Below are 17477 nucleotides of genomic sequence, written 5' to 3'. Positions count from 1 at the left end.
GCAAAAACTTTATACATTTGTAAGAACTCACCTTCATCATCGGCTTTTATTCTTCAATCACCGGGATTTTACGGTTTATATTTTGCCAAAATATCATTAATTTTGAAGGGTGATTTACACCAATGAAACATTTAAAAATTTTATTTCTATTTCTGCTTTTTCTTATTCTATCATGCAACGGGAAAGAGAACCATCCTTATACTTTCTATTACTGGAAAACCAAATTGAAGCTGGACCTTGAAGAAAAGAAAGCACTGGATAAAGCAACAGTCCCCAATTTATACACCAGATTCTTTGATGTAGATAAAGTAAACGGAAAATTTCAGCCGGTAGCTGTGATTACCAAAGACCAGAGTTTTCAGACAGACAAACAGATTGTTCCTACTGTTTTCATCACCAACCAGACATTGTTAGGTATTTCTGCTGATGAGATTAAATTTCTGGCTGAAAGCATTCATCTTTTAACTCAAAAGAAAGCAAAAGAATATCACCTGAAAACCAGTAATGAAATTCAGATCGACTGTGACTGGACCGCCGGAACACGAAATGATTATTTTAAATTTCTGAAAGAACTCAAAAGAATTTCCGGAAAAGACATCACCTGTACTCTCCGTCTTCATCAGGTGAAAGATAAAAAACAGACCGGAATTCCTCCTGTTGGAAAAGTATATCTCATGTGCTACTCTACTTCGTCACCTCTTGAAAATTTTGATAAAAATTCTATTCTGGATGTGAATATTCTGAAAAGCTACCTTTCGAAAATAGAAGACTATCCTATCAAAAATATTGAAGTTGCCCTTCCGATTTATTCCTGGGGAATCGTTACCAATCATTTGGGTAAACATAAACTGATTAATGCATTATCCAAAAGAGATCTCGAAAACCCTGATTTTAGAAAAATATCTGACTATGAAATTGAAGTAATGAAAGACGGTTTCTACTTCGGAAGTTATTTGAATAAAGGGTTCAAAATAAAGACAGAGGAAATAACTGAAGAACAACTTAATAATGTTATCGGGTTTTTACAGAAAAAAATCCCGCATTTTAATATCATTTATTATCAATTAGATAGTAAATTTGTGTCAGACAGGAAATTTTAATCTCCTGAGACAGACATACCTGCCAGAACACTATATCACACACTATTAAAACTAAAAAAACACTGCACACCCTATGAAAAAGTACATTCTTTCACTTGCGGTTGTATCACTTTTCTATACGCAATCTGACGCCTGCGCGTGGTCAGATCCTGATTATGATTACTTCAACCTTTTTACGCAAACCATCATCAAGGATAAGACTTACCTTCCTTTTCTGCATAATTACTCCAGCAGATTTTATGGAGGATATAACTCAGCACTGATTCCTGATGACAATGTGGAAACATGGAAAAAGTTCTTTAACAATCAACTCAGTTATGCCGAAACCCAGAATCTGGTGTATAAGGTAAGCATGAACGATCTGAATGCTTTAAAGAACGGAAATCCTTCCAACCCTCTTTTACAAAAACTGGGCACAGGCTTTTACCAGAAATATAAAGAAGGCATTGATTATTTGATTGAAGCCAAATATCTCGAGCCTTTTATGAGCATCAATTATATAGAAAGTGAAAACTCATTCTATTACGACAGGGATGCCAGCAGAAAAAATGCTACAGCTCTTGATTACAATAAAACGATCGCTGCTTTAACCTCTCTGTACAATGCGGCGAGAAATCCTGAAATCAAACAGCGTTACGGATATCAGCTGGTACGTCTGAATCATTATACAAGAAATTACGATTCTGCGGTACAGGCTTTCAAAACATATGTAGCGCCCATCAAATTGAAAGGAACGGTCTACTTTATGTCTCTGGATCAGCTGGCAGGAGCACAGAGAGGACTGGAAATGAACAGTGATGCCAACTGGAACTTCTTTCAGGTATTCATGAACAGCAAAGACCGCAAGGAATCTGCATTTGTTTCGATGAAACTTTCGGACACCGCTTCTTTCAGCAATATTCTGAAAAGAGCCAATACCAATGATGAAAAGAATATGGCTTATTTCCTTTTAGGATATGAGGACTTCAACAATCCTATTCCGATGATGGAAAAGATGTATGAAATTGATCCTGATTCTGAAATTCTGAAGGTAATGGCTGCCAGAAGTATCAATGAACTTGAAAGAAGCTACCTGCCTACTTATTACTATACTTCAGATGCTCAAAAAGCAACTACGAAAGAAAATTCATCGGATAACACATCAAAAGATACATCTGCAAATCAGACCAAAACTGAAGTGAAAGAAGAAAAGCTTTCTTTCTGGCAGAAAATTGTAAGGTTCTTTAAAAATCTCTTCGGAGGTTCCAAATCTGATAAAACAGGTGATAGTGCTAAAGCTGACCAAAGTGATGATGAGCTGTTCAGCAATCCGGACAGAATTCCATTCTACAACAGAACAGGGTATTATTACGATGAGAAGACACAGGATTTCCTTAATGACCTGGAAAAATTCACAGATAAAACAAAAGAAAAGTCTAAAGATGAGTACTGGCAGATTGCAGATGCCTATCTTAAGTTTTTAAAGAAATACTATAAACAAAGCTCTGAAATTCTGAATGACATCACAACCACCAATCCGGAATATCTGGAAGAAATCAAAAGAATGAAAGTTCTGAATGATATTGTTTCCCAGCCGAAAATTGATGCAGAGTATGAAGATCATCTGATGAAAGACTATGCAGAATACTTCGTAGAGAAAAAAGTAGAAAAAGATACAGCTGCTACTGATAATTTCGATTATTATGGTGAAGTACCTTCTACTGCAGATTTCCTTAAAGATGTTATTGCAAACCGTTACTTCCTTCAGGGTGAGGACGGAAAATCGTTCCTGATGAACAATAAACTTTCTGATCTCCAATATAACCCGAACTCAAGTCTGGTAAAAAGCGTGGAAGAGTTTTACAGAAAGCCAAATAAAACCCAGTTTGAGCAGCAGATCATCGCCAAAAATATGGATAGTGTAGGTAATATTGATGCTTTCTTCAATACCATTTATGGAGACAGAGCGATGAGACTTGCCGATTTTGAAAAGGCAAAATCTTATTATGAAAAGGCAAAAAGCTTTGCAGGTATTCCAAGACAAAATTATGAGTGGACAGAAAAAAGTGGCCAAACCATCACTCCAAAACAATATGCTCCTGCAGAATACAACGGTTTTAAAAATATTTCAAATCTTGTATTCGGGCATAACGTATGGGAAAGTTTTGGAAGTCCTGATACCGAAAGTATGAAAGCAGAAAACTATGCTGATTTCCCTTTCATTAAAACAAGCATGGATAAACTTGAGCTGGCAGATGCTTTGATTCAGCTAAAAAAGATCGGAAACGGTACGGGTGAAAAAGCAGCAAAAGCCAATCAGCTTATCGGAAATTTATTGTACAATACTTCCATTTTAGGATATTACCGCGAATTATTTGTTATGGATATCGACAACAGCAACGGAGGTAAATATGATTTCTGGAATACAGACAGAAAGAATCCTTACAAATATTATTATAAAAACTTCCTTGATACATCTTATATTGAACCTGATAATTTTGACCTGTCCATCAATTATTATCAAAAGGCACTTAAGCTTTCCAATAATAAAGAAGAAAAAGCAAGAATCCTATTCCAGATGGCAAGTGCTGAGCAGGGTAAATATTACCAGTACGAAGCCAAAGCGCCTAAAGATTTTGATTATTCTGATCCGAAGTGGTCTGAAAAAGAAGATGCCCGCCAAAAGGAAATGGATAATATTAAAAACCAGAAGTACAGAACCTATTTTGCTCAGTTGAAAGCTCAGTATTCCGATACTGAAACAACGAAAAACCTGATGGGAAGCTGTAGTTACTTCAATTATTTCATGAGATAATACAAACCATAAAAAAAACCTCTGATGACTCAGAGGTTTTTTTTGATTGTTAACCGGATTATTTTTTTACAAACTTTGTGGTACTCTTTTCTTCTTTATTGGTAATGGTAATAAAGTAGATTCCTTTCACGAGAGTTCTTACATTAATCTTACCCTCTCCTATTGTTCCTTTTGCAATGATCTGTCCCGGAGCATTGAAAATTTCATAAGATGCATTGGAAGAAACATTCATTACATTCAGGACATCTTCTGCAGGGTTTGGATAAATCTTAACAGATTTCGTATTTCCAGCTTCAGAAACTGCCAGCAAACTTGATACAACAGCCTTCTTCACAGCATAGAAAACGTTTCCAATGGCAGAAACTCTCAGGTGAATTGTTTTTCCTGCTAAAGAAGCGGGGATGAAAACATTAGCAGATCCGTTATTTGGAACTGATGCAGCCAGATCGTTCCACGTTGCCCCGGCATCTTCTGTATAATCAATTTTTACATTAGCTACATTATATGGAGAAGCTGCTGTTCCGGAAACGGTCCATGCTATTGCAGAATTGGCATTAGGTGTTAATGATGTTGTATTGACAGTGAATGCGGCCGCAGATCCCACCACCACAGTCTGGGTAGCATATGCAGTCTGGGCCTGTCCTCCTGGTTTGTTATCTCTTACCGTCACACGGAAGTTTGTAGTTCTAGCTACTGTACTTGCTGCTTCAAAATCAGCTGTATTTTTTACAGCTCCTCCCAATACGGTTTCCAGCTTAGGGAAATATCTGGTAGGACTTGCGGTAGGTATCCAGGATCTGAAGTTTGCTCCTGAACTTGTATTTCCGATATTCGTTTTGGTTACTCCATTGGTCAAATTACTTGAATTCACCTGTTCCCAGCAGTAGGTCAGAGCATCTCCGTCCGGATCTGTTGCTGATGCTGTCAGTACAAATGCTGTAGATTTCGGAATAGTATAAATAGTATTCATTGCGGTTACAACCGGTGGATTATTGGTGATAGGTGTTTCCACGTCAACAGTTACTGCGTCAAGATTAGTCTGCACCTGGTCAATGCTTACACTATGGAAATAGGCATCAGAATGTTGCTGAACATCTGTATTAGTGCCTGTAATTCCGGCATAGCCCATAATGGTAGATCCCGATCCTGGTTCCACACAAACGCCTGTTCCTTCATTAAAACTATAGGTATGATTATCTCCCAATTGATGTCCCATTTCATGAGCTACATAATCTATGTCGAAGTTATCTCCCTGTGGTATACCGTCTGCAGGAGAAGTATAACCGCTTCCTTTGTAGTTATCCGGAGTTGGCGAGTTATTACAAGAAGAATCAATAATTGTAGATGTATCATTACTTCCAATACAACCGATGCAGCCTGCATTTCCACCGCCACCTGAAGCTCCGAACAAGTGTCCTATATCAAAATCGGTATCTGTAACACCGTAAGCTCCTCCATGCAATGCATTCATCAGCTCATAATTCCACTTACATTTATAGTCAGATGTACTGTAGGGATCATTAGCAGGATTGGTAAAGATCAGGCCTGGAGCATTGATTGCACTGACATGAACATTAAATTCCTTTTCAAATACCCCATTTACCCTTGATAAAGTGGCATTAATCTGAGTAAGCGCACCAGAAACACCTCCAAAATAGGAAGTGTATTCACCTGTCACTGACATAGCTAACTTTAAGTTATGAAAAGTTTTATTACCAGATTTTGCTGCAATACCTGCGTTTTTCATTTTTTGAAGATTAGCAACAGATTCTTTATCTTCCTTTGTAGAACATGTAAATGCTTGTCCGTTTTTATTAGTTTTTCCATGTACGGAATAATAGGACTTATCAGATGTTGCCGGTTCTATAAATTCATATTGACCGTCGGCACCTATGATCATAGACTGAAAATCATTAGGAGCAATACTGAACCTAATATATTTGGTTGGATCATCCACTCCGATCCCAACATAGGAACCCAGCTGGTACTTATTAGCCAGAGTTTCATCCATTACCGGAAAACTGCTGACTGTAAATTTCTCAATTTTTCCGTCGAGAGTAGGTATATTGATGGTAATGGGAGAGCCTTCACCCATTTTAGGAGCTCTTAGCAGCTGTGTTCTTATCTGATCAATATCAAGCCGGTAGTAAACAGAATGATCACTCTTTTTTATAATTTTCTGTTGGGGCATCCCTCTGCTCCACTGGGCATTTGCTGATATTGATAATAGAAATACCGGCAAGCAAAATAATTTTATTTTCATATTTTTTTTTCAATAAATGTAGATATTTATCAAAAAAAATACTAAAAACAAGATTAAAAATCAAAAAACCACCCAAAATACCTAAAACTTCCATCGTCTATTATAAAAAAAAACATAATATTTAAAATATTATGAAAAATTATTAATCAATCCTTTTTTTGTTCTTTTTTCTGCATCCATTCTTCATGTTTTCTTTTAAAGAATTCAAATTTGTAATCATGGTTTCTTTCTGCAGCATCAATAGAATGGGAAGTATGAATATCTGCATCCTTTTTGGCGAGATGGCCCAGTTTTTCATAATAAACATGAAGCTGGTCAAGTTCTTCTTCCGTAAGATCTTCAATATCCACAATACGATTGCTTGCTTTTTCGTGAGCTGCAATAAGCTCATTCAGTTTAATCTGTATTGCTTTGGAGTCTTTGTTCTGGGCTTTCTGAATCAGGAATACCATCAGAAAAGTAATGATTGTAGTTCCGGTATTGATCACCAGTTGCCAGGTTTCAGAATAATTAAAAAAAGGTCCGGTTACCGCCCATATTACTACAATAATAAAAGCTCCCATAAAAGCATAGGGACTTCCTGTAAATTTTACAGCCCAGTTTGAAAATTTTTCAAAAAAGCTATGGTTCTTTTTTCCCATGACCGTCATTTTATATGATTGATTAAATGTATAAAATTAACAGCAATCAGGAATGCCACTGGCAAAAAAAAACATTAAAACAGAAGTTCTGTCTTAATGTTTTCTAATTAAAATTGATATGAATGATTGTTACTATGTTATCTGTCTTTTCCTGAGAAGCGGTATTCCAGGTTTTGCTTTTCTTCTCCTATGATACTTTTTCCGATTTGAGGAGGTGAAAAAACTTTTGGATAAGATGTATTATTCCAATGTTCCTTCCAGGGTGAAATGTTACCCCAGGAATACATACTTGTAGGATTTTTATAATGTTTTTCAATATTTTCCCTTGCTGTTTTCAGTTCTTCTTCAGACAAATGTTCTTCGGAACATGAAGCTAAACCTGCTGCGGCAATCAATAGTAAAAATACTGTTCTGGTAATTTTCATATATTTTTTGATTTAGAATTTATAGTTTACCTGTACAGCAAAGTTTCTAGGCTGAATCTGATCGATATATCCTCCTCTGAAATAGGAGTTATATCCTACAGAATCAAAAATATTATTGAAGAACCCTCTTAATCCTAATCCATTTTTGAAAGAATATCCTATTTGTGCATCTACCGTAGTATACTGTGGCATAAAGAAGGGTTTTTCGCCTGGCTGGGTTCCGTTCACATGGCCGTTTTCCGTATTGGTATATTTTTGTTTGTAATCATCTACAGGTCTTTCTCCTACAAAATAAATTCCGGCTCCTACGTCAAGACCTGTAAGAATCCCCTTATCGAACTTATAATTCAACCACGCATTAGCAGAATGTTTAGGAGTATTAATAGGCGCTGAACCATTCACGAATGAAGGACTATCTTTATACTGTGCATCTACATACGCCCATCCGGTCATCACCTGTAGGTTGGGAAGAATTTTACCTATCAACTCCACTTCTACACCTTGCCTTTTTAGGTTACCTGCAAGTGCGTATTTCCCTGTAGGATTTCCACCATCAAGAAGTTCGTATGATAAATTATCCGTATTGATATCAAAAACGGTTATATTAAATCTTAATCTTTCATTCAGCCAGTCGGACTTAATTCCGGCCTCCCATTGTTTGGTAGTAGAAGCTCCTACTGTTCCACCGGTGAACAATACATTATTGGAACTTCTCAACGCTGTAGTACTTGTGTAAGAACCAAAGATGTTCATATTCTCAATCGGAGAAATCATAATTCCCAATGAAGGGTTCCATGCGTAGTCTTTTTCTTTATCTGAACCAATTAGTCGGCTATAACGAACTCCTAAATGAGCTTTTACATATTTATTGAACGTAATAACATCCTGTGCCATTAATCCCATAGTAGGTGCTACCGTATTGATTGCATTGGCTGTTGATAAGTCTATATTAACTCCAGCAGGCAGGATATTGTTGATTTCATTCAGAACATTGATCTGGTCAACATCTTTAGCTTTATATGAAGTTGTTGTAACGTTAGATTCTTTCCAGTCAAAACCTACCTGGAAAGTATGTTTCATGAATCCTGTCATTACATCAGCACCGATGAAATCAAATTGAAATACTTTGTTTAAATCTTCTCGCTCAGATCTTGTCAATGTTCTGTTACGGAATTCTGTCGGATTATCTCTCTTTACAGGTGCCAGGGCTGCTCCCACAATTTCAGTCTGATAAGATGAGCTCATATAGGCAGCTCTTACCTTCAGTTTTTCAGTCAGCTTTCTTGTAACAGTAGTTGAAAAGTTGAATGTTTCAGTCTTTGCATTATCTGTAGAAAATCCAAGGAATTTTCTTCCCGGCATTTTGTATATTGCTTCTGTATCTCCTTTGGCAAGGTTTACAGTTCCTCTGTCCGGCGTTGTATTGTTATGCATATAATCCATTTCCACTACAATTTCCGTTTTATCATCCGGACGAATGGCAATAGATGGATTTACGTAAATACGTTCTGTATTAATAAATCTTCTGAAGCTATTATTGTTTTGGTAGGCAGCATTTAATCTCACAGCAACTTTCCCCTGAGAATCTAACACTCTCTGAAAATCGACTGTTGGTCTATAGAAATCCCAGCTTCCATATCTGAAACCTACACTAGTCTGGTTGATAAATTTAGGTACTTTAGTTACCACATTTATCACACCACCTGCAGAGCCTAAACCATCTCCTATTCCTTGTGTAACGGCAGCAGAGCCTTTAATTATCTGAATACTTTCTATTCCCTGCATATCGGTAAGCATTCCTGCAGTACGGAAATCAGAATCCATCTGAACTCCATTTTTTAAAACGGGTACTCCTCTGTATCCTCTTATAGACATACTTTCTCTGGTCCCTCCATAGCTGCCGAACTGAGTTACTCCCGGAACATTCTTTGCTACATCAGTAACCGTCAGCCCTCCAAGGTCTTCAATTACTTTATGAGAGATCACGGAAATACTCTGAATCTGGTCTCTGGTTTTTAAAGGCAATCTTGTGATTGCTTCCAAACCCTGCGGCTGCTTTTTTCTTTCACCGAATAATTCTACTTCATCAATTTCTTTCGACTTCTTGATAGAATCGTTAGCTTTCTGTGCATTTACAAAAACCCCACCCAATACAAGCAGAGAAAAGGATACTACTTTATTCATCTGATAATTTTTGGCAAAATTATTATTTTTATTAATTCTAAATAAATAAACAGATGTGACATATGTCACCACGAAAAGCGCTACTAATATCAGATTATTAACCTAGTCCACAGACTCTTTAAGATCCCCGAATGGATCATGTGTATTATTAAGACAAAACCCATGAAGACTTTTTATCATTACAGAAAGTACAATACAAAAAAAAGCCGATTTGATAAAGTACAAACCGGCTTTTTCTATTGATTTAATTTTAAAAACCATAGTTATAAAAAACCGTCCCTTAAAAAGGAACGGTTTGTATAATCATTGCAAAGTATGCATTTATCACACTTTAATTTCAACGTCTACACCTGAAGGAAGTTCTAATTTCATTAGAGCATCAACAGTCTTAGAAGAAGAAGAGTAGATATCCATTAGTCTCTTGTGAGCTGAAAGTTGGAATTGCTCTCTTGCTTTCTTGTTTACGTGCGGAGATCTCAACACTGTGAAGATTCTCTTATTCGTTGGCAATGGAATTGGACCGTTTACAACAGCACCAGTAGCCTTTACCGTTTTTACGATTTTCTCAGCAGACTTGTCTACCAAGTTGTAATCGTAAGATTTTAGTTTTATTCTGATTCTTTGTGACATTTCTTTAATTTAAAAATTAACCTTTTGCTTTAGCTATGATTTCTTCAGCAACGTTTTGTGGAGTAGCTTGGTACTTCTCTAATTCCATAGAAGAAGTAGCTCTTCCTGATGAAAGTGTTCTTAGAGTAGTTACATATCCAAACATTTCAGAAAGTGGAACAGAACCTTTGATTACAACAGCTCCGTTTTTCTCTTCCTGCCCACTGATAGTACCTCTTCTTTTGTTAAGGTCACCAATGATGTTACCCATGTATTCTTCCGGAGTTACAACTTCCAGTTTCATAATAGGCTCCATGATTACTGGCTTAGCAGCACGTCCCGCTTCTTTAAATCCTAATTTAGCAGCCATTTCAAATGAAAGAGCATCAGAATCCACCGCGTGGAAAGATCCGTCTTTAAGAATAACTTTAATACCTTCAACTTCGAAACCAGCCAAAGGACCGTTCTTCATTGCAGCTTTAAAGCCTTTTTCAATTGCAGGAACAAATTCTCTAGGAACGTTACCACCTTTGATCTCATTGATGAATTCTAAACCAATTTTACCTTCGTCTGCAGGTCCTAGTTCAAATACAATGTCAGCAAATTTACCTTTACCACCAGATTGTTTTTTGTAAACTTCTCTGTGTTGAGCAACTTTTGTTAAGTTTTCTTTGTACTCTACCTGAGGTTGTCCTTGGTTTACTTCAACTTTGAACTCTCTCTTCATACGGTCAACAATGATATCTAAGTGAAGCTCACCCATACCAGAGATAATCGTTTGTCCAGAAGCTTCGTCAGTTCTAACAGTAAACGTAGGATCTTCTTCAGCCAATTTAGCTAAAGCGTTACCCATTTTATCCTGGTCAGCTTTAGTTTTAGGCTCAACAGCGATACCAATTACCGGATCAGGGAAAACCATAGATTCAAGAATGATCGGGTTTTTCTCATCACACATCGTATCACCAGTTTTGATAGACTTGAATCCAACTGCTGCACCGATATCTCCAGCTTCAATATATTCTACCGGATTTTGCTTATTAGCGTGCATCTGATAGATTCTGGAGATTCTTTCTTTATCACCTGAACGAGTGTTCAAGATATAAGAACCTGCATCCAGTCTTCCAGAGTAAGCTCTGAAGAATGCTAGTCTTCCCACGAACGGGTCAGTAGCAATCTTAAATGCTAATGCAGAGAAAGGCTCGTCTACAGATGGTTTTCTTGTGATTTCAGCGTCTGTTCTTGGATCAGTACCTTTGATATCATCTTTATCCAATGGAGAAGGAAGGTATTTACATACTGCATCCAACATAAACTGTACTCCTTTATTCTTGAATGAAGAACCACAAGTCATTGGGATAATAGATAAATCGATAGTAGCAGCTCTCAATGCAGCATTGATTTCTTCTTCTGTAATTGAATCCGGATCTTCGAAGAATTTCTCCATCAAAGTTTCGTCATATTCAGAAACAGCTTCTACTAGTTTCTCTCTATATTCAAGAACTTCATCTTTCATATCTTCAGGAATTGGCACTACTTCGAAAGTAGCTCCTTGTCCTGCTTCATCCCAGATGATCGCTCTGTTTTTAATTAAGTCAACAACACCTTTGAAATCTTCTTCAGCACCGATTGGTAAAACGATTGGAACTGCGTTAGATCCTAACATTTCTTTAACCTGGTTTACCACGTTAAGGAAGTCAGCACCTTGTCTGTCCATTTTGTTTACGAATCCCATTCTCGCAACTTTGTAGTTGTCAGCAAGTCTCCAGTTTGTTTCAGACTGAGGCTCTACTCCATCTACTGCAGAGAATAAGAATACCAATCCATCCAATACTCTTAAAGATCTGTTTACTTCTACAGTGAAGTCAACGTGTCCCGGTGTATCGATAATGTTGAAGTGGTAAGGCTTAGTATCAGCAACAGGTTTTCCTTGATCTGTTGGAAAGTTCCAAGAACAAGTAGTTGCAGCAGAAGTAATAGTAATACCTCTTTCTGCTTCCTGCTCCATCCAGTCCATTGTAGAAGCACCATCGTGAACTTCTCCAATTTTGTGGTTTACCCCTGTATAGAATAAAATCCTTTCTGTAGTGGTAGTTTTACCTGCATCAATGTGAGCAGCGATACCAATATTTCTTGTAAATTTAAGATCTCTTCCCATTTCAGATTAGAATTTGAAGTGTGAGAAAGCCTTGTTAGCTTCCGCCATTTTGTGAGTATCAGATTTCTTTTTGAAAGCTGCACCTTCTTCTCTTGAAGCAGCTACAACTTCGTTAGCTAATTTCAAAGCCATAGACTTATCATTTCTAGCTTTAGAATATTTGATTAACCATTTCATTGCCATAGAAATTTTTCTGTCAGCTCTGATTGGCATAGGGATTTGGAAGTTAGCTCCACCTACTCTTCTAGAACGTACTTCTACGTGAGGCATTACATTTGTAAGTGCATCTTTCCAGATTTCAAGTGCAGTTTTTTCGTTATCTCCTTTTTTAGTTTCTACGATCTCTAATGCATCATAGAAAATTTTGAATGCGATTGACTTCTTACCGTCAAGCATTAAGTTGTTTACGAATCTCGTTACCAATTGATCATTAAATTTCGGATCTGGTAACAACGGTCTTTTTTTCGCTTTTGTCTTTCTCATTGCTTTTGTACCTTATTTAATGATTATTTTTTCTTTCCTTTTGCAGGAGCAGCAGCTGCTTGTCCTGGTTTAGGTCTCTTAGCTCCGTACTTAGATCTTCTCTGAGTTCTTCCATTTACACCAGCTGTGTCTAATGCACCTCTTACGATGTGGTAACGTACTCCCGGTAGGTCTTTCACCCTTCCGCCTCTAACCAATACTATCGAGTGCTCTTGAAGATTATGTCCTTCGCCCGGGATATAGGCATTAACTTCTTTACCGTTAGAAAGTCTTACCCTTGCTACTTTTCTAAGTGCAGAGTTAGGTTTCTTAGGTGTAGTTGTATATACTCTCGTACATACACCACGTCTTTGTGGACAAGAATCAAGGGCAGCCGATTTGCTCTTCTTGGCAAGCGTGGCTCTTCCTTTTCTTACTAATTGTTGAATAGTAGGCATTTAATTGCTTTTTATTTTAGGGTGCAAAAATAGTAATATTTTTTTAATCTGCAAACACTTATATAAAAATTAAAATCAAATACTTACATCTGAAATCAAACGCTTTTCCTAAGTATCATAACCTAACCATAATATACATGCGGAAAAGTGACAAATAGAAATAGATTCTGCTGCTTAAAAATTGAAGATTAAATATTTATGAAATTTAACACAAACGGTAAAAATTCCTTTTGTTAAAAATCGACGGTCTCTTATCCGATATATCCAAACTATTTTAAAAAACTTTCGTATAGTTATCATCTATTAATAATCCTTAGAGTTCGGCACGATATTTCGTAAATTTGGGATATACAAATGATAAACACATCAGTCATCGTAAAAAAGTTTCATACTCTGCTGAACTGGAGCGGTGATTGCATCTCATTTTAAAAATAAATATATACATATGAAAAACGCTAGTATTATTGGCCTTAAAGAAGCCGACTGTAAAAACATTTCAGAAAAATTAAATGTACTGTTAGCCAACTATTCTGTATTCTATCAGAACACAAGAGGTTCTCACTGGAATATTAAAGGTGATCAGTTCTTTACGCTTCATCCAAAGTTTGAGGAATTATACAACAGCCTCGTATTAAAGATTGATGAAATTGCAGAAAGAATCCTCACATTAGGAGCTACGCCTGCACATAATTATTCAGATTACTTAAAGGTAGCCACCATTAAAGAAAGCAAAGAAGTAACTGACGGTACTAAAAGTGTTGAACAGATTCTAAGTTCATTCAAGGTAGTGATTGATCTGCAGAGAGAACTTTTGGATATTACAGATGAAGCAGGAGATGAAGGTACCAATTCGCAAATGAGCGACTATATTACCGAGCAGGAGAAAGAAGTTTGGATGTACAATTCGTATCTTGGAAAATAACTCCATCAAAAGCATGGAAATATTTCAAAAAAATCGCCTTACATTTAGGCGATTTTATTTTTTATTTTTATATTTGCGTTAAAATTACACATATTATGAACGACGTAAGATTAAACTCTATCCTCGATAATGATTTCTATAAAATAACCATGCAGAATGCTGTGGTAAAGCTATTCCCTAGTTCTATTGTAAAATATGAATTTATCAACAGGGGAAAACACCACTTTCCGGAAGGGTTTGACGCTGCTTTAAGGGAAGCCGTAAATAAAATGGCCGAACTTAAACTTACGAAAGATGAAAAAAAGTTCATGGCAAGAACATGTCCTTATATAGATCTGCCCTATCTTGATTTCTTAGAGGGATATCATTACGATCCGTCTGAAGTAAAAATCCATCAGGAAGGAGGTGACCTTTCCGTAACTGTGGAAGGACTTTGGTACAGAACGATTCTTTGGGAGGTCCCGCTGCTTGCATTAATCAGCGAACTGCATTATGAAATGAACCACATGGAAAGAGATTCCAACGAAGTGGTGATGAGCAAAACAATAGAAAAGGCAGATTCACTAGGTAGACTTGGAGTAACGTTTGCCGAATTCGGGACCAGAAGAAGACATTCTTATAAGGTACAGAATCTGGTAATGGAAGCTTTAACTCAGAAAAAAGACTCTACTTTTATCGGAAGTTCAAATGTTCATTTTGCAATGAAGTACGGTGTAAAACCAATCGGAACGCATGCTCATGAATGGTTTATGTTCCATGCCGCCGAATACGGTTTCAAAATGGCCAATGAAATGGCACTGGAACACTGGGTAGATGTCTACAGAGGTGATCTTGGAGTGGCTTTGTCCGATACTTACACCACAGATGTTTTCTTCCAGCAGTTTGACAAAAAATTTGCAAAGCTTTTCGATGGGGTTCGTCATGACAGTGGAGATGCTTTGGAATTTGCAGATAAAACTATTGCCCACTATCAAAGAAACGGGATTAACCCAATGTTTAAGTATATTATTTTTTCCGATGCTTTAAATCTTGAAAAAGTAGAGGAAATCACCAATTACTGCAGAGGGAAAATTGGGATATCATTCGGAATCGGAACGAATCTTACGAATGATGTAGGCTTGAAACCAATGAATATCGTGATGAAACTCATCGGCGTACAGGCTCCCAATAAAGAGTGGATTCCTACGGTAAAACTTTCTGATGAGCATGGTAAATATACCGGAGATCCAAAGATGATCGAACTGGCGAAAGAATTTTTAAGAATTAAAGATTAGTAACCTCATCAGAACAATTATATATAAACCTCGAAGTCATCGAGGTTTTTTGTTTCATCTCATCATTTGAAATCCGGTTTTCAAATATCTGTAAGGTTTTATTATATTTATCAAAATAAAACAAGATGAAATCAGGAACATTACTCGTTGCATGCCTTCTTCTCTCAGCATTTTCCTTTGCTCAGGAAAAGAAAGCAGAAAAACCTAAATACAATCAGGAACTGGCCACTTCTTTAGGAGCTGACAAATATGGAATGAAACCTTATACGATTGTTATGCTGACAACTGGTTCTACAAAGATTGAAGATAAAGCCAAAATGGGTGAACTTATGAAAGGACACATGACCAATATCGGTAAACTGGCCAATGAAGGCAAAATTGTTGTTGCCGGACCTTTCCTTGAAAAGAATAAGGAAAACTACCGTGGCATGTTTATTTTCAACACCAAGTCTAAAGAAGAAGCAGAACAATGGGTAAAAACAGATCCTGCCGTTCAGGCTGGCGTTTTCAGTTATGAAATTTTCCCATGGTATGGTTCTGCAGCGCTGCCTTTGTATCTAAAGCATCATGATGAGATCTCAAAAGAAAATCCTTAATACACAAGAAATCCCTCAATTGAGGGATTTTTTATTAATCAAAACAGATATACGGTTTTCTTGGGGGATAACAGCAATAAGGATTGCTGCAGAATATGTATCCTGCCGGACAACCTCCATCAACAGGTGCCTCACAAGCTAACGCCGCGCCACCTAAAACAGTCTTTAACTCTTTTCTGTTTAAGCTTTTTAAATTTTTCATGATTAATTTAGTTTAATTTGATTTCCTACTCTTTAAGATTTTCGGATTCCTCTTTTATTATTTCTCTTTACGTGGAAATAAATATACAATTTATTTTTTAATTCATTACATTTCAAACTATTATCAATAAATAATATAAAAATTTCAATCAATACATCTTGTTTCGATGAATTAATTTAATTATTTTAGCAATTAAACTGCTTGACTTATATTACTCATTGTAAGCAAGTTAAACACAACCAAACTAATTAAAATGAATCTCATGAAAAAAATTAATTTTACAAAACTTACGAGAACTGAGTTGAAAGATGTACTCGGGGGAACTCTTTATCCGGCAGAATGCCCCGGAGGATGTCACGGTGAAGGCATGATCAGATGTCCTGATGGCACCACCACAATGACCAACTTTATATGCATGGGAGGAACCTGCCAACCGGCAGCAATGTGCAAACCCTTGATTCTGGAACCTTTTCCTGATCCAATTATCATCACCGATCCGATGATTATCACCCCATAATCTGAATGAACAATATATTAAGTGAGCTTTCCGGCTCACTTTTTTAGTATCTTTAAATCAACAAAAAACCATCATGAAAACTATTGAAGAAGTTCTGAAAAAACTGGATGAAATCATTATCTGGTGTAAAGAAAATCAAAGTCCGGCAGGATATTTTGCATGTACCTACAGAATTATGACGGCACAGGTTCTGAAAGGTATTCAACAGAAAAAATTTGAAGATAATTCAAGAATGACTTCGCTTGATCTCGCTTTTGCACAAAGATATCTTCAGGCATGGGAAAGCTACAGCAAAGGAGAGAAATGTACCAACTCGTGGTTTATAGCCTTTGAAGCCACTAAAAATAAAAACTTACTGATACTGCAGCATATATTCCTTGGGATGAATGCACACATCAATCTTGACCTTGGTGTTTCTGCAGCTTCAATCATGCCTTACCGGAAGATCAATCCTTTGAAAAAAGATTTTGAAAATATTAATAATGTTATCGCTTCCATTAATCAGAACGTACAGGATTCTTTAAACAAAATCTGTTATCCTGTGGATCTTGTTGACAAACTCTCCAACGGAAAAGATAATGTTGTATTGGATTTTGCTATTTCCAAAGCGAGAGATACTTCATGGGCAACGGCAGTCATTGCATCCAACACTCCCAATTTCTTAAGAGAATCTGTGATCGGTATTATAGATTACGCAGCCGCTAAAGTGGCCACTCAAATTCTGAATCCTAAGATCCTTACTCCTGCTCTTTTAAAGGAACTTAAAAAATGTGAAAGCAGTGATGTAGCAAAGAATATTGAGGTTTTAGAAGCTACAAAAAACGCATAAAAAAGGTCGGGATCTTCCTCACGGATCCCGACCTCATAATGAACAA

16 protein-coding genes are annotated in these 17477 nt (G+C 36.8%); 7 read left to right on the top strand and 9 right to left on the bottom strand.

Going from position 1 to position 17477, the window contains the following annotated elements:
- Positions 1-122 precede the first annotated feature (122 nt).
- Positions 123-1100 carry a hypothetical protein gene (locus tag J2786_RS16685; protein ID WP_047427576.1) on the top strand — a complete coding sequence of 326 codons (978 nt, stop codon included), beginning with the start codon at positions 123-125 and terminating at the stop codon, positions 1098-1100.
- Positions 1101-1173: 73 nt separating this feature from the next.
- On the top strand, positions 1174-3894 hold the full coding sequence (locus tag J2786_RS16680) for a hypothetical protein (RefSeq protein WP_310025954.1): 2721 nt from the start codon (positions 1174-1176) through the stop codon (positions 3892-3894).
- A 58-nt stretch (positions 3895-3952) separates the two neighbouring features.
- On the opposite strand, the gene J2786_RS16675 is transcribed toward J2786_RS16680, so the two are convergent.
- The 8 genes from J2786_RS16675 to rpsL all read right to left on the bottom strand — a co-directional run bounded on the left by J2786_RS16675 (position 3953) and on the right by rpsL (position 13091).
- On the bottom strand, positions 3953-6157 hold the full coding sequence (locus tag J2786_RS16675; RefSeq protein WP_082001906.1) for a zinc-dependent metalloprotease: 2205 nt from the start codon (positions 6155-6157) through the stop codon (positions 3953-3955).
- 146 nt (positions 6158-6303) lie between these two features.
- A complete protein-coding gene (locus J2786_RS16670) occupies positions 6304-6807 on the bottom strand; it encodes a low affinity iron permease family protein (RefSeq protein ID WP_374709952.1) in 504 nt (167 codons plus the stop codon).
- A gap of 128 nt (positions 6808-6935) precedes the next feature.
- A complete protein-coding gene (locus J2786_RS16665; protein WP_047427570.1) occupies positions 6936-7223 on the bottom strand; it encodes a hypothetical protein in 288 nt (95 codons plus the stop codon).
- 12 nt (positions 7224-7235) lie between these two features.
- Entirely contained in the window at positions 7236-9407 is a 2172-nt protein-coding gene (locus J2786_RS16660) for a TonB-dependent siderophore receptor (RefSeq protein ID WP_047427567.1), read from the bottom strand.
- A gap of 324 nt (positions 9408-9731) precedes the next feature.
- Complete coding sequence (gene rpsJ, locus J2786_RS16655; RefSeq protein WP_002661363.1) at positions 9732-10037, bottom strand: 30S ribosomal protein S10; 306 nt, start codon at positions 10035-10037, stop codon at positions 9732-9734.
- A gap of 16 nt (positions 10038-10053) precedes the next feature.
- Positions 10054-12171 carry an elongation factor G gene (gene fusA / locus J2786_RS16650; RefSeq protein WP_047427565.1) on the bottom strand — a complete coding sequence of 706 codons (2118 nt, stop codon included), beginning with the start codon at positions 12169-12171 and terminating at the stop codon, positions 10054-10056.
- Between the two features lie 6 nt (positions 12172-12177).
- Complete coding sequence (gene rpsG, locus J2786_RS16645; protein ID WP_034694654.1) at positions 12178-12654, bottom strand: 30S ribosomal protein S7; 477 nt, start codon at positions 12652-12654, stop codon at positions 12178-12180.
- Between the two features lie 23 nt (positions 12655-12677).
- Positions 12678-13091, bottom strand: coding sequence for a 30S ribosomal protein S12 (gene rpsL, locus J2786_RS16640; protein WP_002983146.1), 414 nt, complete (start codon positions 13089-13091; stop codon positions 12678-12680).
- Between the two features lie 445 nt (positions 13092-13536).
- Here rpsL and J2786_RS16635 point away from each other — a divergent pair, with 445 nt between their 5' ends.
- The 3 genes from J2786_RS16635 to J2786_RS16625 all read left to right on the top strand — a co-directional run bounded on the left by J2786_RS16635 (position 13537) and on the right by J2786_RS16625 (position 15883).
- Positions 13537-14013, top strand: a complete 477-nt coding sequence (locus J2786_RS16635; RefSeq protein WP_047427561.1) for a Dps family protein — start codon at positions 13537-13539, stop codon at positions 14011-14013.
- Positions 14014-14108: 95 nt separating this feature from the next.
- Positions 14109-15287 carry a nicotinate phosphoribosyltransferase gene (pncB, locus tag J2786_RS16630; RefSeq protein ID WP_047427558.1) on the top strand — a complete coding sequence of 393 codons (1179 nt, stop codon included), beginning with the start codon at positions 14109-14111 and terminating at the stop codon, positions 15285-15287.
- Positions 15288-15412: 125 nt separating this feature from the next.
- Positions 15413-15883: a YciI family protein gene (locus tag J2786_RS16625; RefSeq protein ID WP_047427555.1), complete on the top strand. Its 471-nt coding sequence runs from the start codon at positions 15413-15415 to the stop codon at positions 15881-15883.
- 34 nt (positions 15884-15917) lie between these two features.
- Here J2786_RS16625 and J2786_RS23100 read toward each other — a convergent pair whose 3' ends face one another.
- Positions 15918-16085, bottom strand: a complete 168-nt coding sequence (locus J2786_RS23100) for a bacteriocin-like protein (RefSeq protein ID WP_156121331.1) — start codon at positions 16083-16085, stop codon at positions 15918-15920.
- Positions 16086-16347: 262 nt separating this feature from the next.
- On the opposite strand from J2786_RS23100, the gene J2786_RS16620 reads away from it, so the two are divergent.
- Together J2786_RS16620 and J2786_RS16615 are read left to right on the top strand one after the other, a co-directional pair.
- Positions 16348-16602 (top strand): hypothetical protein, encoded by a 255-nt coding sequence (locus J2786_RS16620; protein WP_185097522.1) that lies wholly within the window; start codon positions 16348-16350, stop codon positions 16600-16602.
- A gap of 73 nt (positions 16603-16675) precedes the next feature.
- Entirely contained in the window at positions 16676-17431 is a 756-nt protein-coding gene (locus tag J2786_RS16615) for a DUF5995 family protein (RefSeq protein ID WP_047427549.1), read from the top strand.
- Positions 17432-17477: the final 46 nt, after the last annotated feature.

The sequence above is a fragment of the Chryseobacterium vietnamense genome (assembly GCF_031454475.1).
GTDB classification, from domain to species: Bacteria; Bacteroidota; Bacteroidia; order Flavobacteriales; family Weeksellaceae; genus Chryseobacterium; species Chryseobacterium vietnamense.
This window is presented reverse-complemented; position numbering and strand designations above follow the sequence as displayed.

Coding starts and splice junctions, on each gene's coding strand:
- J2786_RS16635 (WP_047427561.1), top strand. CDS start 13,537: ATGAAAAACGCTAGTATTATTGGCCTTAAAGAAGCCGACTGTAAAAAC.
- J2786_RS16675 (WP_082001906.1), bottom strand. CDS start 6,157: ATGAAAATAAAATTATTTTGCTTGCCGGTATTTCTATTATCAATATCA.
- J2786_RS16685 (WP_047427576.1), top strand. CDS start 123: ATGAAACATTTAAAAATTTTATTTCTATTTCTGCTTTTTCTTATTCTA.
- J2786_RS23100 (WP_156121331.1), bottom strand. CDS start 16,085: ATGAAAAATTTAAAAAGCTTAAACAGAAAAGAGTTAAAGACTGTTTTA.
- J2786_RS16620 (WP_185097522.1), top strand. CDS start 16,348: ATGAAAAAAATTAATTTTACAAAACTTACGAGAACTGAGTTGAAAGAT.
- J2786_RS16670 (WP_374709952.1), bottom strand. CDS start 6,807: ATGACGGTCATGGGAAAAAAGAACCATAGCTTTTTTGAAAAATTTTCA.
- J2786_RS16680 (WP_310025954.1), top strand. CDS start 1,174: ATGAAAAAGTACATTCTTTCACTTGCGGTTGTATCACTTTTCTATACG.
- fusA (WP_047427565.1), bottom strand. CDS start 12,171: ATGGGAAGAGATCTTAAATTTACAAGAAATATTGGTATCGCTGCTCAC.
- rpsJ (WP_002661363.1), bottom strand. CDS start 10,037: ATGTCACAAAGAATCAGAATAAAACTAAAATCTTACGATTACAACTTG.
- J2786_RS16615 (WP_047427549.1), top strand. CDS start 16,676: ATGAAAACTATTGAAGAAGTTCTGAAAAAACTGGATGAAATCATTATC.
- pncB (WP_047427558.1), top strand. CDS start 14,109: ATGAACGACGTAAGATTAAACTCTATCCTCGATAATGATTTCTATAAA.
- J2786_RS16625 (WP_047427555.1), top strand. CDS start 15,413: ATGAAATCAGGAACATTACTCGTTGCATGCCTTCTTCTCTCAGCATTT.
- rpsL (WP_002983146.1), bottom strand. CDS start 13,091: ATGCCTACTATTCAACAATTAGTAAGAAAAGGAAGAGCCACGCTTGCC.
- rpsG (WP_034694654.1), bottom strand. CDS start 12,654: ATGAGAAAGACAAAAGCGAAAAAAAGACCGTTGTTACCAGATCCGAAA.
- J2786_RS16660 (WP_047427567.1), bottom strand. CDS start 9,407: ATGAATAAAGTAGTATCCTTTTCTCTGCTTGTATTGGGTGGGGTTTTT.
- J2786_RS16665 (WP_047427570.1), bottom strand. CDS start 7,223: ATGAAAATTACCAGAACAGTATTTTTACTATTGATTGCCGCAGCAGGT.